The organism is Streptomyces sp. NPDC048197, assembly GCF_043202395.1.
Classification (GTDB): Bacteria; Actinomycetota; Actinomycetes; order Streptomycetales; family Streptomycetaceae; genus Streptomyces; species Streptomyces siderophoricus.
The window spans coordinates 220,917-242,337 of sequence record NZ_JBIDAJ010000007.1; the positions used below are offsets into that span (position 1 = coordinate 220,917).

A 21,421-nucleotide genomic window follows, 5' to 3' on the forward strand; every position below is an offset into this window, starting at 1 on the left:
TTTCTCGATCTCGCGTGCAGTGAGCTCACATGCTTTGTGTGGTCGTACAAGGCCGCGGGTACCGCAGATCCGGGGAACCCTACGAAGGCGCCGACCGTCAGCAACGATACCGGCACACCGAGCGGCCCCCGCGGGACGGGGGCGAGGACGGGAGGTAGCGTCGGGCGTGAGACTGCACGCAGTTCGTGGTATCCGGCCGCCGGTCGCGAAGGCCCGCGTACGGACGAGACAAGGGGAAGACACACTCCAGATGACGGACCGACGCCGCCGCGCGGCCCTCCTGCTCCCTCCCCCGGCCACCGCTGGGAGCCACCCCCGGCCCGCCACCGCCCCCGGGGTGGTGGTGCTGCCGCGCGGCCGCATGACGTCGTCCTCCGGTCCGTCCTCGCCGGGCCCCGACCGCGACAACCCGTTCGCGCCGCCGCCGGCCGGCACCCCCGACCAGGAATGGCGGCCCCGGCACCCGGCCCCGTACGCCCAGGGCCAGGACCAGGACCAGGAAGAGGGGCAGGGCCAGGGCCAGGGGCAGGACGGCGGCGACCGGCCGCAGCCGGGACCGGACGAGCCGGCGCCCAGCTGGGGCAGCCAGTGGAGCCCCCGGCAGCCGGGCCGGCAGAGCGGCGGCTTCGGCAGCCGTCCGGGCAGCCGCAACGGCCAGCCCGGCGGCGGCCCCGGCGGCCCCGGCAATCTCCGCTGGGACCCCACCGACCCGGCCCAGCGCCGGGCCCGCTACGCCCTGCTCGCCGGCATGTGGGCGTTCTTCTTCGTGCTCTTCAGCCTCTCCGAGGTCGCCCTGCTGCTCGGCGCGCTGGCGATCTACTGGGGCATCAGCGCGCTGCGCGCCAAGCCGGACCCGGCCAAGGCCACCGCATCGGCGACCACCGCCGCCATGGAGGGCCGCCCCGCCCCCCACCGGCCGCCCGCCCAGGGCCCGCGCCCCGGCGCCCCGGCCACCACCCGGCCGCAGGTCACCGCCGCCGTCGGGGGCCTGGTGACCGCCTCGCTCGCGCTGATGCTGGTGGCCGCGACGTTCACCGTCCAGATCGTCTACCGCGACTACTTCACCTGCGTGAACGACGCCCTGACGCAGTCGTCCGGCAAGTCCTGCGAGAAGCTCCTGCCGAAGGAACTGCGTCCGCTGCTCAGCGTGCAGGAGTAACCAGCGGGCACGGCGACCGCCCCGGTCGCTCAGCCCCCGGGAGCCGCGGCGGCCGCCGCCTTGCCGTCGGCCGTCGCCTCCCCCTCGGCCGTTTGCTCGCCCTCGGCCGCCGCCTCTTCCGCTGTCGGCGCCTTCGGGTCCTCCGTCGTCTTGCCGCCCGTTGTCGTCGCCCCGCCCGTTGTCGCCTCCCCGCCCGTCTCGTCGGTCGTCGCGTTCCCGACTTCCGCCGGTGCCGCTTTCCGGGCGCGCCGGAGCTGCCAGGAGCGCACGGCGAGGGCGCCGGGGACGCCGGTGAGGGCGGTCCAGGCGGCCGCCGCGAGGCCGGTGCGCCAGCCGCTCGGGCCGAACGCGGCGAGCCCGCCGTGCCCCAGTGCCCCGCCGGCCAGGCCCGCCAGCACCGCCGCGCCGACGCCGCACAGCAAGGCCGCGAACGCCGCGACACCGGCCGTCCGCCGCCACGGCCAGGGCGCCGGCCAGGACTTCGACCAGGGCTCGTCCGCGGAACCGGAGTCGGTCGCCATACGGGCCACCGAGCGGGCGAGCCAGATCCCGGCGGCCACCGGCAGCACGGCCACCGCCCAGGTCAGCGGCGTTCCCGGGCCCACCTCCGGCACCCCGCCGAGCAGCGGCAGCTGCGGCACCGGGGGGTGCGCCGAGGCGCCCAGCGGGCCGATCGCGCTGCCCGCACCCAGCGTGAAGCCGGGCCCCAGCCCGTAGGCGGCGCCCCAGACCGCCGCGTTCGGGAGCAGCAGCAGGCACAGCAGCAGCACCGTGGCGCGGCTCGCCCAGTCCGGTGCGAGCGCCAGGAGGTCGTGGCGCACCCGGCCGCCGTGCACCGCGAGCCCGACGAGAGTGAGCAGCGCGCCGCCCACCAGCAGCGCCACGAGGCCCGCGCCGGCGGCCCGGCGGGCGGTGGCGAGGCGGTTGCCGCCGAGGGCGGTCAGCAGCCGGCGCGGCACCTTCGCAAAGATTCGCTGGACGCCCTCGGGCAGCAGGGCGGCGCCGCCGTGCCCCAGCACCCGCCAGGTGGTGACGGCCATCGTGGCGAGCGCGGTGCCCGGGACGTACAGCAGCGCGCTGAGCGGGTCCGCGGCCAGCCGGCCCACCGAGCCGTAGCCCAGCGCCGCGCCCGCGACCAGCAGATATCCGGTGAGCAGCGCGCCGAGCAGGGTGCGCGGCGCGGCCGGACCGGCCGCCGGACCGGGGTCGTCCGCGGTGGCCAGGGTGTGCCGGGCGGCCCGGTGCAGCAGCCACACCGGCAGGACGGCGAGCAGCAGCGGGGTGAGCGCCACCGGCGCCGGCACGGCCGAGTGCGGCACGTCCCGTAGGAGGCCCCCGCCGTGCGCCAGCAGCCACAGGTCCGCGGCGAGGTGCAGCGCCCGGGACAGGCTGGTGTCGGGGTAGGGGGCGGCGACCCACAGCAGCAGCACCGCGACCGTCAGCGCGCCGAGGCCGAGGCCGGCGGCGGTCACCCCGCCGAGGAAGGCGGCGCCGAGCGCGGAGGAGCGCCGGGTCGCGGGCCGGCCGGACGGGGACCATGCGGGGCCGCTGCCGAGGTACTCGCTCACGCCGCCATGCTGCCAAGAAAGCGAATTTCCACCACGTACCGGCGAAATGATCGTCGTGTCGCCCGTGTCGCGACTGATGCCCCTTTGCCGCTTTCCACACTGCTGTGCATGACCGCGCACGCCTCCCCGCCCGCTGCCGGGCGGTCCCCCGCCGCCACCGCCTTCGACGCGCTGCACACCCGGCACGCCGCCGCGCTGACCCGGCAGGCGTATCTGCTCACCGGGCAGCCGCGGCTCGCCCGGCGGGCCGTGCGGCGCGGCTTCCAGCTGGCCTGGCAGCGGTGGCCGGAGGTCGCGGTGGCCCCGGACCCGGCGGGCTGGGTGCGGGCCGCGGTGTACGACCACGCGCTACGGCCGTGGCACCGCCTGCTGCCGGGAGGACGGCCGGCCGACGGTGTGGCGCTCCCGGATGACGCGGACCGTGCGCTACGGGAGGCGCTCATCGCGCTGCCCGCCCCGTACCGGCGGGTGCTGCTGCTGCACGACGGCCTCGGGCTCGGCCTCCACGCGACCGCCGCCGAGGTGGAGGCCAGCACCCGGGCCACGGCCGGAAGGCTCACCCACGCCCGGGACCTGCTCACCGCCCGGCTGCCCGAGCTGGGCCTCGCCGGGCAGCCGCCGGCGCGGCAGGGCGCGCTCCTGCGGGACCGGCTGGCCGCCGTCCTCACCGGCCCGGCGGACGACGGGCCCGCCACCGGGGAGCCGCCGCCGACCGGTGCGCAGGTACGGGCCGGCGGCGAGCGCAGCGCCCGCCGGACGACCCGCGCCGCGTTCGGGCTGACCGGACTGTTCGCGCTGGTCACCCTGTCCGTCGCGGTCGCCACGCCGGACCACTACGCCGGGCTGCCGGTACCGCCCGTCGCGAAGGCAGCGACCACCCGGCATCCCGGGCCCGACACGAACCGGTCCGTCCACCGCACCCACCCGAACCATGCCCGGCTCCTGCCCGAGGTGCGCTGACCGGCCCCCGCAAACGGGCGCGGGCCCGCACCCACCAGGGGTACGGGCCCGCGTCCGGTTTCACGGCGAGCACTGCGCCGCAGGACGGGTCCGGCGGTGCCGACGCCGCGAGGCCGGCAGGAACGTCTGCCGGGCTCGGCCGAGGTCAGCCGACGAGGATCTCGCGGGCCAGCCGCGCGGTCTCCGACGGGGTCTTGCCGACCTTGACGCCGGCGGCCTCCAGGGCCTCCTTCTTCGCCTGGGCGGTGCCGGAGGAGCCGGAGACGATGGCGCCGGCGTGGCCCATGGTCTTGCCCTCGGGCGCGGTGAAGCCCGCGACGTAGCCGACGACCGGCTTGGTGACGTTGGCCTTGATGAAGTCGGCCGCACGCTCCTCGGCGTCGCCGCCGATCTCACCGATCATCACGATCAGGTCGGTCTCCGGGTCGGCCTCGAACGCGGCGAGCGCGTCGATGTGCGTGGTGCCGATGACCGGGTCACCGCCGATGCCGACGGCCGACGAGAAGCCGATGTCGCGCAGCTCGTACATCATCTGGTAGGTCAGCGTGCCGGACTTCGACACCAGACCGATGCGGCCGGGCTTGGTGATGTCGCCCGGGATGATGCCGGCGTTGGACTGGCCGGGGGTGATCAGGCCGGGGCAGTTCGGGCCGATGATGCGGGTCTTGTTGCCCTTGGCCTTCGCGTACGCCCAGAAGGCGGCGGAGTCGTGGACCGCGATGCCCTCGGTGATCACGACGGCCAGCGGGATCTCGGCGTCGATCGCCTCGACGACGGCGGCCTTGGCGAAGGCCGGCGGGACGAAGAGCACGGAGACGTCGGCGCCCGTCTTCTCCATCGCTTCCTTGACGGAACCGAAGACCGGGACCTCGGTGCCGTCGAAGTCGACGGAGGTGCCGGCCTTGCGCGGGTTGACACCGCCGACGATGTTGGTGCCGTCACCCAGCATCAGCTTGGTGTGCTTCATGCCAGTGGCACCGGTCATGCCCTGGACGATGACCTTGCTTTCCTTGGTGAGGAAGATAGCCATGGTTGTTAGTGTCCTCGTCCCTCTTACTTAGCGGCCAGCTCGGCGGCCTTGTCGGCCGCGCCGTCCATGGTGTCCACGCGCTGCACCAGCGGGTGGTTGGCCTCCGACAGGATCTGGCGGCCCAGCTCCGCGTTGTTGCCGTCGAGGCGCACGACCAGGGGCTTGGTGACCTCTTCGCCCTTGGACTTGAGCAGCTCCAGGGCCTGCACGATGCCCTTGGCGACCTCGTCACAGGCGGTGATGCCACCGAAGACGTTGACGAACACGGACTTCACGTCCGGGTCGCCGAGGATGATCTCCAGGCCGTTCGCCATGACCTCGGCGGAGGCACCGCCGCCGATGTCGAGGAAGTTGGCCGGCTTGACGTTGTTGTGGTTCTCGCCGGCGTAGGCGACGACGTCCAGGGTGCTCATGACGAGACCCGCGCCGTTGCCGATGATGCCGACCTGGCCGTCGAGCTTGACGTAGTTCAGACCCTTGGCCTTGGCGGCAGCCTCGAGCGGGTTGGCTGCGTCCTTGTCCTCCAGGGCCTCGTGCTCCGGCTGGCGGAACTCGGCGTTGGCGTCCAGGGACACCTTGCCGTCGAGGGCGATGACGTCACCGCTGGCGACCTTGGCGAGCGGGTTGACCTCGACGAGGAGCGCGTCCTCGGCGATGAAGGTCTTCCACAGGGTGACGAGGACCTCGGCCACCTTCTCGGCGACCTCGGCCGGGAACTGCGCCTGGGCGACGATCTCGCGGGCCTTCTCGATGGAGACGCCCTCGTTGGCGTCGACCGGGACCTTGGCGAGCTTCTCGGGGGTCGTCGCGGCGACCTCCTCGATGTCCATGCCGCCGGCCACCGAGGCCATGGCCAGGAAGGTGCGGTTGGTGCGGTCGAGGAGGTACGAGACGTAGTACTCCTCGGCGATCTCCGGCGCGGTCTCGGCGATCATCACCTTGTGGACCGTGTGGCCCTTGATGTCCATGCCGAGGATGTCCGTCGCGCGGGCGACGGCCTCGTCCGGGGTCGCGGCCAGCTTGACGCCACCGGCCTTGCCGCGGCCGCCGACCTTCACCTGCGCCTTGACGACGGACTTGCCGCCCAGCCGCTCGGTCGCCTCGCGGGCCGCCTCAGGCGTGTCGATGACTTCACCGGCCAGCACCGGTACACCGTGCTTGGCGAAGAGGTCCCTCGCCTGGTACTCGAACAGGTCCACGCGCGTCCGTCCCTTGTCTTCTCAGAATCGCCGTAGTGATCGCGGTTCGTTGTCTGCGATGGGCGTGCCGCGAAGGGCAACGTGACGGCGCTGTCACAGGGGAGGCGTATACACGGTGTCCGGATACGCGGCATGTCCGTCTCGCAGGTTATCGCCGCAGCACTTGAGGTCCTAAATCGCAGATCACACTCCAGCGGTGATTACGGTCACAGATCCTTTGGCCACGCTCGGTCCCCGCCCGCTTTCCGGCACGCGGATCATGGAACGGGGCTGCCCTGGGACCGGGCATCGGCAGCCTCTCAACTCCCCTTTCGGATCGGTGAGTTGGCGACTCCAACGGGAGGAAGGCGCACCCGGTGACCGAGCGGCCGAGGCTTCGTCGCACTCGCCGCTCTCCTCCCCTTTTTCTCGTTTTCCTCAATTTCACGGCGCGCTCACCCGCCCGTACCGGCGTTTATGCCGAAGCTTCCCGACCCCGAACACGCCGAAGCCGGGCGGCCCTCCCCCACGGAGGACCGCCCGGCTGCTTTGGGGGTGATCCGGTGCCCAGATGCTTTCGGGGCCCCGGCGCCCAGCTGCTTTCAGGGCGCCCCGGCTCCCGGCCGCCGCCGCGGCCGGGGACTGAGCTGTTCCGGGGTGCCCCGGCACCGGCCGCCGCCGCGGCCGGAACCTGAGCTGTTTTCAGGGCGCCCCGGTTCCGGTCGCCGCCGCGACCGGAACCGGTGAAACCGGCCTAACGGCCTCAGACACCCTTGACCGGGAGAACCGGCAGGACCGGCAGGGCCGGGATGCCGGTGGCGCCGGTCAGGTCACCCACCGAGGCCAGACGGCCCTCCCCCACAGAGGACCGCCCAGCTGCTTTCGGGGCGTCCCGGCACCGGCCGCCGCCGCGGCCGGAACCGGTGAAACCGGCCTAACGGCCTCAGACGCCCTGGACCGGGAGAGCCGGCAGGACCGGCAGGGCCGGGATGCCGGCGGCGCGGGTCAGGTCACCGGGCACGGCCGGGACGGCCTGCGCCGGGGCCGCGCCCCGCACACCGGCGACGGTCTGGGTGGCGGTGGCCTTGCCGTCGGTCACGACGACGGTGACCAGGCCCTCGGCGAACGGGGTGGCCGCCGCAACCGTGCCCTGCGCGAACGTCACGGCCTCGGCGGCCTTGCCCTGTGCGAAGGGGACCGCGTCGGTGGCGGAGCCCTGCGCGAAGGCCACCGCGCCGGTGGCCCTGCCCTGCGCGAACGGCACCGCGTCCGCGCCGACACCCTGCGCGAACAGCTGCGCCCGGCCCCCGGCCACGGTCGCGAACGGAACGGTCCGGCCGACCGCGTCGGGCAGTGCCGGGGCGGCGGGCAGCATGCCGGCCGTGAGGCGGCCGGCCGCGCCGAGGTCCGCCGCGCCGGCGGTCTTCTTGGCGGCCTTCAGGGCCTTCTTCGCCTGCTTCGCCTTCGTGGCCGGCTTGATCTGATTGATCTGATTGATCTGCTTGGTGGGCTGCACGTCGGCGGCCTTGGTCAGCAGTCCGGTGCCGGGCGTGGGCAGGCCCTGGGTGGGCACCCCGCCGCCGAGGGCACCGGTGGCCTTGCCCACCACGTCGCCCACGGTCTTCTGCGCGGTGCCGGTGGTGGTGCCGGTCGCGGTGCCGGTGGCGGTGCGCGCGGCCTGGGTCGCCGTACCGGTCACGTCGCCGGTGGGCAGCTGCTGAGTGGCACCGGTCGCCGCTCCGGTGGTGGGCAGCTCCGGAGTGCCGACGGGCAGTTCGGCCGCGTTGGCGGCGACCGACCCCAGGGCCCACAGGCCCGTGGCGGCAGCGGCGACGACGACCGCACGACGGATGTTCGTACGCATGGAGGTGAAGTCCTTTGAATTCAAGAGGGTGTGAAGGGCAGACCTGTCCCGCCCCCGCGCGGCAGGTCCAGTGGAGACGCGGAGCGGTCTGCCCTAGCCCGGGAATTCGAGGATTTCTTCGGCACGGCGGCGCGTCGGGGCACCGTCGGCCGTACGGACGCCACCGGGCAGCAGCCGGAAGCGCGGTGCGTCCGCCGGTGCGGCGGCGTGCTGGTCCCCGCGGGGACCCTGCTGGTCGCCGGCGGAGTGCGGGGCGGGCGGCATCGGACCCTGCGGGAGCCGCTGCTCCGGCAGGCCGGGGCGGTCCGCGTCGCGCTGACCGGCGGCGGCGGACGGCAGGTCCGGGGCGGCCTGCTGAGCCTTCCCCTGGACGCAGTGCACCGGCGGGACGACGGCGCAGCCGCCGGCCGGAGCCGCGGTCCGCGCACCGGACGGCCGGTCGCCGCCGGTCACGCCACCGTCGGTCACGCCACTGCCGTGCGGCGAGCCGCCGCCGTGGCCGGGCCGGCCCGGGCTCTCGACGGACGGCAGCTGCACGGGCAGCGCACCGCCGAACGCGTCGCCGATCTCGCCCACCGCACCGGTCACCGGGCGGGTGACCGTGCCGGCGACCGGCCCGGCCTGGTCGGCCTGGTCGGCCTGGTCGGCGACGGGCCTTACGCCGTCGGCAAGTTCGCTGCCGGCGCTGCCCGCGTGCTCGGTGATCCGGGCGCCGGCTGCGGCGCCCTCCTGCTCGACGGCCGTACCTGACGCACCGGGCGTGTCGGACGTACCGGAGCCGGCCGGGCGGTGCGCCCGGGACTCGTGGCCCGCGCATTCGGCGGACCCGTACCGGGTGGCGGCCCGGTACGGGGTCGCCCGGCCCGCGGTCGACCGGTCCGTGCTGGTCCGGTCTGCGGCGGCCCGGTCATTGGTGCCCACGCTCCGGCCCTTGGTGGTCCGGCCCTTGGTGGTCCGGCCCTTGGCGGTCCGGGCCGTAGCGGTCCGGTCCGCGGAGGTCCGCTCGCGGGCGCTCGGCACCTGCGTGTGCGTGCACGTCTGCGTCTGCGTATGCGTGGGCATCTGCGGGTGCGTGTGCGTCTGCGGCGGGGACGCGGTTCCAGACGGCGCCGGCGAGCTCGCACGGTCGTCGGCATGGGCGCCGGGTCCGAAGGCGAAGCCGAGCACGGCGAAGCCCACCAGGAAGAGCCCCGCCAGCAGCGCGCGCCGCACGGCCACCGTGCGCGGCAGGCGCACAGGTCCGGGCAGAGCGAACGCAGCAGACAAGGAGGGGCCTTTCCATACGGATGCCGGGCCGGAGATACCGCCCAGCGGTAGCTGGGGGGAGGAGACACCCGGGCATAAGCCTCGGGGTCACCCACATCGCGGGCGATCGAGCGATGTCCTGATCCTTGCACGAATCGCCAGGTGCCCTGCAACTCCTTCCGGCGCGCCTGTCACCGTTGCTCCGTCATGTCCGGTATGGGAAGCGGGCGTTTCTCCAACGCAGCCGCCATCACGTCCGGAAACCGATCAGGCGTACAGGCGAACGCCGGCGCGCCCAGGGCCGCGAGGGCCGCGGCGTGCTCCCGGTCGTAGGCCGGCGCGCCCTCGTCGGACAGCGCGAGCAGCGTCACGAACTGCACTCCGGACGCCTTCATCGCGGCGACCCGCTTCAGCATCTCGTCCCGGATGCCGCCCTCGTAGAGGTCGCTGATGAGCACGACGACGGTTTCGGCGGGGCGGGTGATGCGGGACTGGCAGTAGGCGAGCGCGCGGTTGATGTCCGTACCGCCGCCGAGCTGGGTGCCGAAGAGGACGTCGACCGGGTCGTCCAGCTGGTCCGTCAGGTCGACCACGGCGGTGTCGAAGACGACCAGCCGGGTGTCCAGCGCCCGCATCGACGCCAGTACCGCCCCGAACACCGAGGCGTAGACGACCGAGGCGGCCATCGAACCGGACTGGTCGATGCAGAGCACCACGTCCTTCTTCACGGACTGCGCGGCCCGGCCGTAACCGATCAGCCGCTCGGGGACGACCGTGCGGTACTCGGGGAGGTAGTTCTTGAGGTTGGCGCGGATCGTGCGGTCCCAGTCGATGTCGCGGTGGCGCGGGCGGGCGATCCGGGCGGAGCGGTCCAGCGCGCCGGTGAGCGTGGCGCGGGTGCGGGTCGCGAGCTTCTTCTCCAGTTGCTCAACGACCTTGCGGACGACGGCCCGTGCGGTCTCCCTGGTCGTCTCCGGCATGACCTTGTTGAGCGAGAGCAGGGTGCCCACCAGATGGACGTCCGCCTCGACCGCCTCCAGCATCTCCGGCTCCAGGAGGAGCGCGGAGAGCCCGAGCCGGTCGATGGCGTCCCGCTGCATCACCTGCACCACGGAGGACGGGAAGTACGTCCGGATGTCGCCGAGCCAGCGGGCCACCCCGGGCGCCGAGGCGCCGAGCCCGGCGGTGCGCCGGCCGCCGTCCGGGGCACGGCCGCCGGGAGCCTTCTCACGGCCGTAGAGCGAGGCCAGCGCCCCGTCCATCGCGGCATCCCGCCCACGTAGCTCATGCCCCGTACCGTCCGCGCCGCCACCCCCGAGCACCAGCCGCCAACGACGGAGACGTTCGGCTTCGGAGGTGGGGGCGGGAGCGGGAGCAGGGGCGGGGGCGCGAGCAGGGGCGGGAGCGAAGGGTGAGGTCGCGGTGGCTGATGGGGCGGTTGCCGGGGTGGGGGCTGCTGTGGTTCCGGCCTGGGGGCCGGGAAGTCGGGTGGTCAACTCATGGCTCCTGTCAGGTCGTTGTGTGCGCTGTGCGCGTTGTGCGCGCCGGGGCGCTTCTCGTCGAAGCCGTCGAAGCCGTGTTGTTCGATGCCGAGCAGCAGGCGGAGGGTGGGCAGGACGGCGGCGGCACGGTCGCGGTCCAGGCCGGGGCCGAAGCCGGGCACGGGCGCGGCGTCGGTGACGGGTTCAGTGGGGCCGGGCGAGGGGGCCGCGGGGCCGCGGCGGATCAGTTCACCGAGCGTGCGCCGCACCCCGGACTCGTACTCCGCGAACGTGCGGCGCAGCAGCGGCAGTACGTCCGTGAACGCGGTGTCCGGCACGCCGGTCAGCCAGCGGTCGACCAGGGCGAGCAGCCGTTCGTCGTGGACCAGCAGCATGCCGCCGTCCCCGCCGGACCCGCTCCCGAGGAACCCTTCGATCCAGCCGGCGGCGTCGGTGGGCGGGGTGCCGGGCGACAGTGCGAGCCCCATCAGCCGCTCGGCCCCGTCCGCCCCCAACTCACCGCCGTCCAGCAGAAGTCGGACCGCCCTCCCACGGATCAGCCCGGGAACCGCCTCCCGCCCACTGACCGCCCGCAACACCCCGGCCCAGCGCTCCCGCAGGCCGCCACCCTCCCCGCTCGCGGATTCCGACCGCATCCGCGACTCAGGCTCAGACGTGGCGTGCAGCCCGGAGCTCGCCCCAGACGCGGAGCCCGGCCCGGACGCGGCGTGCAGCTCAGACGCAGAGCTCGGCCCGGACGCGGAGTGCGGCTGGGCGAGCAGGGTGACCGCGCGGTGTGTGGCGTCGAGGTGGGTGTGCATTTCCGCGGCGGCGTCGGTGTCCAGGCCGAGGCAGGCCGGCGGCAGGCCGACGAAGACCCGCTCGGCCAGGCCGACGGCGACCTCGCGGAGCGCCCCGGCGTCCGTGCCGCGCACATCGCCGTACCGCACCGACCGGACGAGCGCGGGCAGCGCCTGGGCGAGATGGCCGACGTCCGCGTCGAGCGCCGCACGGTCCGACAGCACCCGCATCACCACCGGTAGGGCGTCCGGGAGCCCGGCGAGCAGGCACCGCTCGGCGAGCGCGGTCACCTCGGCGAGCGCGGCCGCCCCGGACGCCTCGGCGGCGGCCTTGGCGGTGGCGGCGGCACGCACGGTCGTGCCCCAGATGCCGGCCTCGGCGACCCGGACGGCCAGCTCTGGTTCCCAGCGCAGCCGCCAGGTCTCCCGGAACGTGCCGGTGCTGCCACGGGAGTGGACCGGCTCGCCCCAGGGGATGCCGAGCAGTCGCAGCCGGTGCAGCAGCCGGCTGCGGCCGCCGTCGGTCTCCTTGCGCAGGTCGAGCTCCAGCTCCCGTTCCAGCGCCTCCGGTTTCAGCCGCAGGGTGCGCTGGCTGCGGGCCAGGTCCCGCTGGAGGGGCACCGCCGGGGCGTCCTCCGGGACCTCGCCCAGCACCTCGCCGACCACCAGCCGGTCGTGGATCAGCGCGGAGGGCGCGTCGGAGCCGTCGCCCATCACGGCCCGGACCGCGTCGTCGAGTTCGGTCAGCCCGGCGAGCGGCCGGCCGCGCACCGTGGCCAGTCCCTCCGCGAGCCGCACCGCCTCGATGACGTGGGCGGACGAGACCGCGTAGTCCTCCTCGCGGAGCAGCCCGGCGACCTTGGTCAGCCAGCGTTCGACGGGGCGGTCGGGGGCGCTGAAGAGGTGGCCGTACCAGCCGGGCGAGGCGATGCCGGCGCCGTAGCCGCTGCGCCGGGAGAGCCGCCGGTGCGTCCAGGGGACCCAGGTCACCGCGGTCTTCACCTTGGGCAGGCCCTTGAGCAGCCGGCGGTCGGCGGTCACCGTGCTGCGGCGGCGCAGCGCGGGGACGTGCCAGGCCCCGCACACCACGGCGACCGCGTCGCCGAACTCCCGTCGTGCGGCGTGGAGTTGGAGTCGCATATGGGCTTCGCGCACCGGGTCACGGTCATGGCCACCGTCGCCGTACGTCTCGCGCAGCGCGCCCATCGCCTCGGCCAGCGCCGCGAACGGGGCCAGCGCGTCCGCCTCGGGGCGTCCGGGGTGGACGGCACCCGTCCCGGCGCGGTGCTCGACCACGTCCTCCCACCAGCGCTCGGGGTCGTCGTACCCGGCGGCCTCGGCGAGCGTCCGGATCGGATCGACCCGCACCTGGTCCTGGTCCTGGTCACGGCCCTGCTCCCCCAACAGGCCGCGCTCTACGTCCCGTTCGCCTCCACGAGCCGTCTCGCCCGCCTCGCCCGCCTCTCCCGCTTCCTCTGTCTCCTCCGTCCCGTCCGCCTTGCCCGCTTCCTCTGTCTCATCCGCCCCGTCCGCCTTGCCCGCCTCCTCTGTCTCTTCCGTCTCGTCCGCCATGGCGAGGGTGTGGGCCGCGGGCAGGTCGATGAACCGGACCGGAACGTCGTGTTCCAGCGCCCAGCGCAGCGCCACCCACTCCGGGGAGAACTCGGCCAGCGGCCAGAACGCGGCGCGGCCGGGATCGTCCTGTACATGGGCGAGCAGGGCCACCGGCGGCCGCATACCGTCCTGTGCGGCCAGCGGTACCAGGTCGTCGGCCTCCGGCGGGCCCTCGATCAGGACCGCGGCGGGCGCGCACTGCTCCAGGGCGGCCCGCACCGCGCGCGCCGATCCGGGGCCGTGGTGCCGCACCCCCAGCAGGAACGGGCCGCTGCCGTCCGGCGGGGCTTTCGTGCCGTGCGTGCTCATGCGCTCACCTCCCGGCAGGCGCGGTAGAAGTCCTTCCAGCCGTCGCGCTCGCGCACGACCGTTTCGAGGTACTCCTGCCAGACGACCCGGTCGGCGGCCGGATCGCGGACCACCGCGCCCAGGATGCCCGCGGCCACGTCGCCGGCGCGCAGCACGCCGTCGCCGAAGTGGGTGGCGAGCGCCAGGCCGTTCGTCACCACCGAGATGGCCTCGGCCGTGGAGAGCGTGCCGGACGGGGACTTGAGCTTGGTCCGGCCGTCGGTGGTGAGGCCGTCGCGCAGCTCGCGGAAGACCGTGACGACCCGGCGGATCTCCTCCAGGCCCTCGGGTGCGGGCGGCAGCTCCAGCGAACGCCCTATCTGGCCGACCCGCCGCGAGACGATGTCCACCTCGTCGTCGGGTGTCGCGGGCAGCGGCAGAACGACGGTGTTGAAGCGGCGGCGCAGCGCGCTGGAGAGTTCGTTGACCCCGCGGTCGCGGTCGTTGGCCGTGGCGATCAGGTTGAAGCCGCGGACGGCCTGTACCTCCTGGCCCAGCTCGGGAATGGGCAGGGTCTTTTCCGAGAGGACCGTGATGAGCGTGTCCTGGACGTCGGCGGGGATCCGGGTGAGCTCCTCCACCCGTGCTGTCATGCCCTGCGCCATCGCGCGCATCACCGGGCTGGGCACCAGGGCCTCGCGGCTGGGGCCGTGGGCGAGCAGCCGGGCGTAGTTCCAGCCGTAGCGGATCGCCTCTTCCGGGGTGCCGGCGGTGCCCTGGACGAGCAGGGTGGAATCGCCGCTGACCGCCGCCGCCAGATGCTCCGAGACCCAGGTCTTGGCGGTGCCGGGCACACCGAGCAGGAGCAGCGCACGGTCGGTCGCGAGGGTCGTCACGGCGACCTCGATGATCCGGCGCGGGCCGACGTATTTGGGTGTGATGACCGTGCCGTCGGCGAGCGTGCCGCCGAGCAGGTACGTGGCGACCGCCCACGGCGAGAGCCGCCAGCGCGCCGGCCGCGGCCGGTCGTCGGCCGCGGCGAGGGCCTTGAGTTCGCCGGCGAAACTGTCCTCGGCGTGCGGGCGCAGCGCTTGGCCGCCCCCGGCCCCCTCCGCCGTCGTGTGCGTGTCGTCCGTCGTGTCGTTGATGAGCTCGGACATGGGTCCCCCTCGTCGCAAGAATCCGCGGCCGACGCCCGGGAAAAATCCCTCCGGCCGCTTGCTGTTCCCAGCCTGCACCACACCACTGACAACGCCCCGAAAACCGTCTCTGACCTGCGAGTTCGCCATGCGTGAGGGGCATTGTCAGTGGGTCGTCGTAGCGTCGGAGACATGAATCCGCAGGGGGAACGCTGGACGACGGATCAGGTGCTGGCACTGGCGCCTGACGAGGCATCACGCAAGGCGGGCGGCAGGCTCGCGGCGCCCGGCCCGTGGTCGGAGACCGGCGCGGACGGCAGCGCGGTGTGGGGGCTGTGCAAGGGCAGTGGGAAGAAGCCGTACCAAGCGGTCGTGGACGTCAAGGGGCCGGCCTTCAAGTGCAGTTGTCCGAGCCGCAAGTTCCCGTGCAAGCACGCGCTGGGACTGTTGTTGCTCTGGGCGGGGGACGAGGGTGCGGTGGCGGCCGGCGAGCCGCCGCAGTGGGCCGGTGAGTGGCTGGCCGCGCGCCGGGAGCGCGCGGAGCGGCCGGCGGCCGGTCCGTCCGGCGCCGCCGCCTCGCGCGGGCCCGCCGATCCGGATGCGGCCCGGCGCCGGGCGGAGCGCCGGATGCAGCGGATCGGCGCGGGCGCCACGGAGCTGGAGCAGCGGCTGACGGATCTGCTGCAGTCCGGTCTGGCCGCGGCCGGCCGGGACGGTGGCGGCGCCCCGGGCGACGGCGGCGGAGGAGGCTCGTGGGAGGAGACGACCGCGCGGATGGTCGATGCCCAGGCGCCCGGTCTCGCCTCCCGGGTGCGGGAGTTGGGCTCGCTGGTGGCGTCCGGTGCGGACTGGCCGGCCCGGCTGCTGGAGGAGTGCGCGCTGCTGCACCTCCTCGATCAGGGCTTCCTCGGCATCGACCGGCTGCCGGCCCCGCTGGCGGCCACAGTCCGCGCGCGCGTCGGGCTGACCACGGACGCGGCGGACCTGCTGACCGGCCCGGATGCGGCGCCGGTCCGGGACCGCTGGCTGGTGCTGGCCCAGCAGGACAGCGACGACGGCAGGCTGACCACCCGCCGGATCTTCCTGCGCGGCGAGCGCACCGGCCGGATGGCGCTGCACCTGTCGTTCGCCGGCGCCAACCGCCCGCTGGAGCCGGCCCTGCCGCCCGGTCTGGTCATCGACGCGGACCTCGCCTACTACCCCGGCGCCCGCCCGCTGCGCGCCACCCTGGGCGAGCGGTACGCCCCGGCGGTCCCGGGCCCGGTGCCGCCGGGCTGCGGTATCGACGCCGCCCTGGCCGCGTACGGCGATGCGCTGCGCGACGACCCCTGGCTGGACTCCTGGCCGGTGGTGCTCGCCGATGTCACCCCGATACCGGGCCGCGACGGCCGGCGCTGGCAACTGGCCGACGCGGACGGCGAGTCGGCGCTGCCGCTGGACCCGCGCTGCCTGGGCGGTACGGGCGTCTGGCAGCTGGCCGCCATATCGGGCGGCGCGCCGGTCACGGTCTTCGGCGAGTGCGGCCACCGCGGCTTCCTCCCGCTGACCGCCTGGGACCCGTCCCCGGTGTCCCTGTGACCCCGATTCCCGGCCGCGCCGGAGCGCGCGCTTCCGAAGACGCCATCCATCACCGATGCCTGGAGGACGGGCATGACGACCACCACCAGCCCTGAGACCCACCCGACCGACCCGACCCATCAGACCGCCCCGACGGCCTCGATGCCTCCGGCGACCACGCCGGCCCCCTGGCCCGATCTGGTGAGCGCGGCGCTGCTGGGCACCGATCGGCGGCTGCCCCCGATGGCCGTACGGCCCGGGCAGAGTGCCGCGGCGGCCCTGCTGGACGCGGCCGCGGTGAGCACGGTGCGGCGGCGCGCCGCGCTGCGCCCCGCCCCGGCCGGTGAGCGGCCGGCCCCGGCACCGGACGACCCGCGGCCGCCGCTGCCGGCCGCGGCGCGCCGCAGGCTCGCCCTGCTGCTCGCCGACCGCGGCGGTACGGGGAGCGGCAGCCGCCGCGGCGCGGCTCCCGACCTGACCGAACTGCTGCCCCAGTGGCTGGCCGCCGCCGACGAGTACGGCTACCGCGCCCCGGAGGCCCTGCTGCCCGCGCTGCTCGACGCCGCCCGGGCCCGTACGGACCTGCGGCCGGCCGCGCTGGCGCTGGCCGGGCCGCGTGCGCTGTGGCTGGCGCGGCTCAACGACGCCTGGAAGTTCGCGCTCCGGGGGACCGGCGGCGCGGCCGTCCTGCCCGACGGGGAGGCGCCCGAGGAGATCGCGCAGCGGTGGGAGGAGGGGCTGTTCGCGGAGCGGGTGGCCCTGCTGACGGCGGTCCGCCGCCGCGACCCCGAGGCGGGCCGGGAGCTGCTGCGGACGACCTGGTCCACGGAGCGGGCCGAGGACCGGCTGATGTTCCTCGACTCGCTGCGCGAGGGGCTCACGGCGGGTGACGAACCCTTCCTGGAGCAGGCGCTGTCCGACCGCAGCCGCACGGTCCGGGCCACCGCTGCCGAGCTGCTCTCCGCGCTGCCCGGTTCGGCCCTCGCGGCCAGGATGGCGCAGCGGGCACACGTCTGCGTGACCCTGGATCCCGCGGCGGGCCAGGAGGCGGTGATCCGGGTCGAGCCGCCCCAGGAGTGCGATGCGGGGATGCAGCGGGACGGAGTGGTGCCCAAGCCGCCCTCGGGTCGGGGCGAACGGTCCTGGTGGCTGGGCCAGTTGGTGGAGGCGACCCCGCTCGGCGGCTGGGCGGAGCGGTTCGGCGGCCGCGGTCCGGCGGAGATCGTCGCGCTCCCGGTGGCCGACGACTGGCGGACCGAGCTGCACGACGCCTGGTGCCGGGCCGCCGTGCGCCAGCGGGACGCCGCCTGGGCGCGGGCCCTGCTGGGCGTGCCCGGCGCGCCGTCCCGGACCGGCCAGGTCGCCCCGGCCGGCTCCGCACGGGACCTGACGAAGCTGCTGACCGTACTGCCGGACGGGGAACGGGCCGGCTGGGTGGCGGAGTTCATCGCCGCGCACGGCCTGTCGGACGCGTTCCGGATGCTCGGGGTGTGTGCGGTCCCCTGGGCGGAGCCGCTGGGCCGGTCCGTCGTCGACGCGCTGGACATCGCCCGGGACGCCGGCAGCTATCCGTGGAGCTTCAGCGGGGTGATGGGCCTGGCCGAGCGCTGCCTGGACCCGGCGGCGGCGGACCGGCTCGCGATGCTCACCGCGGTCACCGACGAGCCCGAGGGCGCCTCGCCCGGCTCCGGCGGCTACTGGTCCGAGGCGTTCCAGCGGCTGGTCGGCACGCTCCGGCTGCGCGCCACGATGCGCGCCGAGCTCCTCCCGCCGCCGGACGCCGAGGCCGCCGGCGGCATCGGCCCGACCACCGCCGATGCCGCTGCTGCCGCCGAGGTTGAGACAGCTGCCGATGCCGCTACGGCTGCCCCGGACGACGGGTCCGCGCCATGATCACTCTCGTCGCCCCGGGGGCCTCAGACCGCCAGCGGGCGGACGTTCGCGTTGACCCACTCCACGATCGAGGCGGTGGTCGCGCCGGGCGTGAAGATCTCGGCGACGCCCTGGGCCTTCAGCGGGGGAATGTCGGCCTCGGGGATGATGCCGCCGCCGAAGACCTTGATGTCCGCCGCGTCGCGCTCCGCCAGCAGGGCGATGACCTTCGCGAAGAGGGTGTTGTGCGCGCCGGAGAGGATGGACAGCCCGATCGCGTCGGCGTCCTCCTGGATCGCGGTGTCGACGATCTGCTCCGGGGTCTGGTGCAGCCCGGTGTAGATGACCTCCATACCGGCGTCGCGCAGCGCCCGGGCGATGACCTTGGCGCCCCGGTCGTGCCCGTCCAGCCCCGGCTTGGCCACCACGACACGGATCGGCCCCGACCGGCCCGCCGCGCCAGTCCCCGCCTGCGCTCCGTCCTGCCGAGCCACACTCATCACTGCCTCCAAGCCCTGCACGGCACGGTGGTGCCGCAAAGCCGACAATCGGGCGCGCGACCGCGATCCGGCGGCCACGACGTGAACGAACGTTATCGCCAGCATCCAGTATCCAGCCGTTTCGTGACATCCGGCGAGGGGGAAATCACACCTGGGACACGTTCGCTACGCGCCGCGTTCCGTGCGTCGTGCCGCCAGGGCCGGGCGGAGTGCGCGCGGGCCGGGCGTCCGGGGAGCCGCAGCCGGGCCGCCGCACCATGGATCGTCACGCGCATCGGGACGAGTGCGCCCGTGCGCCGCCGCTCATGGCTTCCCACGAGGGCATCGGGGGTCAGCGCCGCCTGCCGCATGCCGTTCGGGAGGTCGGTCATGCAGACCCTGCCCTGTCTTCGCACCACGCTCGTGGACCTGGCGGTCCTCGCCGGGCATCTGCTCCTCTATCCCACCGGCATGTCCCAGGAGCGTTCCGTGCCACGGCCGTCCCACGCGACGGAAGACGCCCCTCCGCTCCTCCCGACCGAAGGCCGGGCGCATCCGCCCGTCCTGCTGCTGCACGGCTTCATCGACAACCGCTCGGTCTTCGTGCTGCTGCGCCGTTCGCTGTTGCGCCACGGCTGGTGCCACGTCGAGGCGCTCAACTACTCCCCGCTGACCTGCGACCTGCGGAAGGCGGCGGAGTTGCTGGGCCGGCATGTGGCGGACATCTGCGCGCGGACCGGTCACCGCCGGGTGGACCTGGTCGGGCACAGCCTGGGCGGCCTGATCGCCCGCTACTACGTCCAGCGGCTCGGCGGCGACGCCCGGGTCCGCAGGGTCGTCACCCTCGGCACCCCGCACGCGGGGACCCGTATAGCCCCCTTGATGTCGGCGCACCCCATCGTCCGCCAGATGCGCCCCGATTCCGAGGTGATAGCGGAGTTGTCGCTGCCGGCGCCGAATTGCCGGACGCAATTTGTCGCTTTCTGGAGCGAGGCGGATCAGGTGATGATTCCAGCCACCGCGGCCAGAATCGATCACCCGGATTTGCTCGCCCACAACGTCCATGTCGCCGGTGTCGGACATCTCGCCCTCCCGGTGAACGGCACCGTCGCGGCCGGCATACGGGAGGCACTGGCCGCGGCGGACCCGGCAGCCGAAGAAGGCGCGGGCGGAGCCATATCCGTGGCCTGAGACCGCTCCGCTCCGTGACGGGATATCGAACAGCCATCGAACGGGGCGCCAAGAACTCGCATGGCCTCTGCCGAAAGGCGGCCAAATGCCCGGTCTCGCGCAGCGTAAAACCCGTGGAAGATTGTCGCCGTCGTGTACCGCCGGGTACAGTCGCCGCTAATTCTCCTGCTGCCGAGGCGAAAGAGAAGTTGGTGAACGACCGTCACCCATCGGAGGCCGCGCTTCCGACCGGCTCCGCTTCCGACGCCTCGTATGCGCACTATCCGGCCTACGAGTCCTACGGGCAGCAGCATTCCCCGGCCGGTGGTGCCGAATACGGCGACGGCGACCCCCTCTTCGGCTCGCTCCCCGGCGCGTACGACACCGGTGCCCACGCCACGGGCGGTTACGACACCGGCGGCTATCCCGGCGGGACGTACGACACCGGCGCCTACGACATGAACACCTACGGCACGGGCAGCTACGGCGCCGGCGACTACGGCACGGGGACGTACCCGACGGCGGGCGACGGCTACGCCACCGGCACGTACGACACCGGCGGCTACCCCACGGCCCAGTGGGACACCGGCGCCTACGACCCGTACGCGCACACCGCCTACGAGACCCCGGCGCAGGACCCGAGCGGCTACGACACCCACGGCACCACGGTCTACGGCGTCGGCGGGTACGACACCGGGAACCACCCCACCACCGGCTACGACACCGGCAGTTACGCCGTCGGCGCGTACGAGGCGTACGGGACGACCGGGGCCTACGAGACGCTGGGCACGCAGGAGCCCGCCGGGACGTACGGGACGACGGGCGGCTATGACGCCCTCGGGCAGCAGGCCACCGCGGTCGAGGAGACCGCGGCCTTCGACAGGGCGGCCTTCGACACGGCCGCCTTCGAGATGGCGAACTTCGAGACCGCCACCTTCGACACCGTCGGCGTCGGCGCCCTGCACACGGACCAGCCCGACACCGCGAGCTACGAAGCCACCGCGATCTGGTCCACCACCGACCAGCCGCTGATGGCCGGCATCCCCGCCCAGCCCGGCCCGCCCCCGGCCGACTCCGCCGCCTGGGACGAACACGACGACCACGACCACACCGACGCCACCGACGAGGCCCCGGGCCAAGGGGCCGCCGCCGTGGCCGAGGCCCCGACCCAGGCGATGCCGGTGACCTCTCCGGCCCCCGCCCCGGCCGGCCGGCGGGTCACCGGGCCCGCCGCCGGGAAGCCGGTCCGCGGCCGCGGCCGGCGCCGCCCGGCGAAGCGTTCGGCGCTGCTGACCGTCGCCGTGCCGTCGGTCGCCGCCATGGGCGTCTGCGGGGTGGCCGCCGCTTCCGTCGCCGGTCTCGGCGGCAACGACAAGGACGACACCACCACCCAGGCCACCGCCCCCGACCCGGGCGGCGTCCAGCGGGCCGCGGCCAACAAGAAGCTCGACACCCAGCTCGCCGGACTCAGCGCCGGCGCCGACGACTTCCGCGACCGGGCCAGCCGTACCCAGGAACGGCTCGACCTCAAGGAACGTCAGGCGCAGGAGCGCAAGCGGAAGGCTGAGGAGGCCGCCCGCAAGGAGGCGCTGCGGCCGAAGTACGTACTGCCGGTGACCCAGCACGGGCTCAGCGCGCTCTTCGGCCAGGCCGGTGTGAACTGGATGTCCGTGCACACCGGAATCGACTTCCCGGTCAGCTACGGCACCCCGGTCATGTCCGCCACCGACGGCACCGTCCGGACCCAGTGGAACTCCGCCTACGGCAACATGGCGATCGTGACCGCGCCGGACGGCACGGAGACCTGGTACTGCCATCTGAGCAGCACCAAGATCCGGTCGGGTTCGGTCAAGGCCGGTGAGCAGATTGCCTATTCGGGCAACTCCGGCAACTCCACCGGCCCGCATCTGCACTTCGAGGTGCGTCCCGGGGGCGGCGCGGCGGTCGACCCGATCCCGTGGCTGCGCAGCCACGGCCTCAACCCCAACTGACGCCCGGCGTACCGTTCCTGCAGCGC

At 74.3% G+C, this 21,421-nt stretch carries 15 protein-coding genes; 6 read left to right on the forward strand and 9 right to left on the reverse strand.

The features are described 5' to 3' along the window. Window positions 1-250: 250 nt before the first annotated feature. Window positions 251-1,159, forward strand: a complete 909-nt coding sequence (locus ACGF4C_RS12970; protein WP_393565774.1) for a hypothetical protein — start codon at window positions 251-253, stop codon at window positions 1,157-1,159. 29 nt (window positions 1,160-1,188) lie between these two features. Here the strand turns inward: ACGF4C_RS12970 and ACGF4C_RS12975 are convergent, their stop codons facing one another. Then, window positions 1,189-2,727 carry a DUF6350 family protein gene (locus ACGF4C_RS12975; RefSeq protein WP_393565775.1) on the reverse strand — a complete coding sequence of 513 codons (1,539 nt, stop codon included), beginning with the start codon at window positions 2,725-2,727 and terminating at the stop codon, window positions 1,189-1,191. A gap of 108 nt (window positions 2,728-2,835) precedes the next feature. Between ACGF4C_RS12975 and ACGF4C_RS12980 the strand changes: the two genes are divergently transcribed. Further along, complete coding sequence (locus ACGF4C_RS12980) at window positions 2,836-3,687, forward strand: RNA polymerase sigma factor (protein WP_393565777.1); 852 nt, start codon at window positions 2,836-2,838, stop codon at window positions 3,685-3,687. A gap of 145 nt (window positions 3,688-3,832) precedes the next feature. Here the strand turns inward: ACGF4C_RS12980 and sucD are convergent, their stop codons facing one another. From sucD to ACGF4C_RS13015, 7 genes are all read right to left on the reverse strand, one after another. Beyond that, the gene (gene sucD, locus ACGF4C_RS12985; RefSeq protein ID WP_030413993.1) at window positions 3,833-4,717 is read right to left on the reverse strand and encodes a succinate--CoA ligase subunit alpha; all 885 of its coding nucleotides are present in this window, start codon (window positions 4,715-4,717) and stop codon (window positions 3,833-3,835) included. A gap of 23 nt (window positions 4,718-4,740) precedes the next feature. Further along, window positions 4,741-5,916 (reverse strand): ADP-forming succinate--CoA ligase subunit beta, encoded by a 1,176-nt coding sequence (gene sucC / locus ACGF4C_RS12990; RefSeq protein WP_393565779.1) that lies wholly within the window; start codon window positions 5,914-5,916, stop codon window positions 4,741-4,743. Between the two features lie 922 nt (window positions 5,917-6,838). Further along, window positions 6,839-7,759 (reverse strand): hypothetical protein, encoded by a 921-nt coding sequence (locus tag ACGF4C_RS12995; protein WP_393565781.1) that lies wholly within the window; start codon window positions 7,757-7,759, stop codon window positions 6,839-6,841. Window positions 7,760-7,852: 93 nt separating this feature from the next. Continuing rightward, the gene (locus ACGF4C_RS13000; protein WP_393565783.1) at window positions 7,853-9,025 is read right to left on the reverse strand and encodes a hypothetical protein; all 1,173 of its coding nucleotides are present in this window, start codon (window positions 9,023-9,025) and stop codon (window positions 7,853-7,855) included. Window positions 9,026-9,195: 170 nt separating this feature from the next. Next, window positions 9,196-10,329, reverse strand: coding sequence for a VWA domain-containing protein (locus ACGF4C_RS13005; RefSeq protein ID WP_393565886.1), 1,134 nt, complete (start codon window positions 10,327-10,329; stop codon window positions 9,196-9,198). A gap of 167 nt (window positions 10,330-10,496) precedes the next feature. Next, window positions 10,497-13,208 carry a DUF5682 family protein gene (locus ACGF4C_RS13010; protein ID WP_393565785.1) on the reverse strand — a complete coding sequence of 904 codons (2,712 nt, stop codon included), beginning with the start codon at window positions 13,206-13,208 and terminating at the stop codon, window positions 10,497-10,499. Beyond that, window positions 13,205-14,347 carry an AAA family ATPase gene (locus ACGF4C_RS13015; RefSeq protein WP_351539653.1) on the reverse strand — a complete coding sequence of 381 codons (1,143 nt, stop codon included), beginning with the start codon at window positions 14,345-14,347 and terminating at the stop codon, window positions 13,205-13,207. Before ACGF4C_RS13015 ends, ACGF4C_RS13010 begins: the two co-directional genes overlap by 4 nt. 171 nt (window positions 14,348-14,518) lie before the next feature. On the opposite strand from ACGF4C_RS13015, the gene ACGF4C_RS13020 reads away from it, so the two are divergent. Both ACGF4C_RS13020 and ACGF4C_RS13025 read left to right on the forward strand, forming a co-directional pair. Next, the gene (locus ACGF4C_RS13020) at window positions 14,519-15,904 is read left to right on the forward strand and encodes an SWIM zinc finger family protein (protein WP_393565787.1); all 1,386 of its coding nucleotides are present in this window, start codon (window positions 14,519-14,521) and stop codon (window positions 15,902-15,904) included. Window positions 15,905-15,976: 72 nt separating this feature from the next. Continuing rightward, window positions 15,977-17,776, forward strand: a complete 1,800-nt coding sequence (locus tag ACGF4C_RS13025; protein ID WP_393565789.1) for a DUF5691 domain-containing protein — start codon at window positions 15,977-15,979, stop codon at window positions 17,774-17,776. 23 nt (window positions 17,777-17,799) lie between these two features. On the opposite strand, the gene ACGF4C_RS13030 is transcribed toward ACGF4C_RS13025, so the two are convergent. Then, window positions 17,800-18,255 (reverse strand): cobalamin B12-binding domain-containing protein, encoded by a 456-nt coding sequence (locus tag ACGF4C_RS13030; protein ID WP_393565791.1) that lies wholly within the window; start codon window positions 18,253-18,255, stop codon window positions 17,800-17,802. A 369-nt stretch (window positions 18,256-18,624) separates the two neighbouring features. Between ACGF4C_RS13030 and ACGF4C_RS13035 the strand changes: the two genes are divergently transcribed. Both ACGF4C_RS13035 and ACGF4C_RS13040 read left to right on the forward strand, forming a co-directional pair. Then, entirely contained in the window at window positions 18,625-19,425 is an 801-nt protein-coding gene (locus ACGF4C_RS13035) for an esterase/lipase family protein (RefSeq protein WP_393565793.1), read from the forward strand. 191 nt (window positions 19,426-19,616) lie between these two features. Further along, on the forward strand, window positions 19,617-21,395 hold the full coding sequence (locus ACGF4C_RS13040) for a peptidoglycan DD-metalloendopeptidase family protein (protein ID WP_393565795.1): 1,779 nt from the start codon (window positions 19,617-19,619) through the stop codon (window positions 21,393-21,395). Window positions 21,396-21,421: the final 26 nt, after the last annotated feature.

Excerpts from the sequence above, each read along its gene's own strand:
- ACGF4C_RS12970 (WP_393565774.1), top strand. The coding sequence starts at position 251 with ATGACGGACCGACGCCGCCGCGCGGCCCTCCTGCTCCCTCCCCCGGCC.
- ACGF4C_RS12980 (WP_393565777.1), top strand. The coding sequence starts at position 2,836 with ATGACCGCGCACGCCTCCCCGCCCGCTGCCGGGCGGTCCCCCGCCGCC.
- sucD (WP_030413993.1), bottom strand. The coding sequence starts at position 4,717 with ATGGCTATCTTCCTCACCAAGGAAAGCAAGGTCATCGTCCAGGGCATG.
- ACGF4C_RS12995 (WP_393565781.1), bottom strand. The coding sequence starts at position 7,759 with ATGCGTACGAACATCCGTCGTGCGGTCGTCGTCGCCGCTGCCGCCACG.
- ACGF4C_RS13010 (WP_393565785.1), bottom strand. The coding sequence starts at position 13,208 with ATGAGCACGCACGGCACGAAAGCCCCGCCGGACGGCAGCGGCCCGTTC.
- ACGF4C_RS13015 (WP_351539653.1), bottom strand. The coding sequence starts at position 14,347 with ATGTCCGAGCTCATCAACGACACGACGGACGACACGCACACGACGGCG.
- ACGF4C_RS13020 (WP_393565787.1), top strand. The coding sequence starts at position 14,519 with ATGAATCCGCAGGGGGAACGCTGGACGACGGATCAGGTGCTGGCACTG.
- ACGF4C_RS13025 (WP_393565789.1), top strand. The coding sequence starts at position 15,977 with ATGACGACCACCACCAGCCCTGAGACCCACCCGACCGACCCGACCCAT.
- ACGF4C_RS13030 (WP_393565791.1), bottom strand. The coding sequence starts at position 18,255 with ATGAGTGTGGCTCGGCAGGACGGAGCGCAGGCGGGGACTGGCGCGGCG.
- ACGF4C_RS13035 (WP_393565793.1), top strand. The coding sequence starts at position 18,625 with ATGCAGACCCTGCCCTGTCTTCGCACCACGCTCGTGGACCTGGCGGTC.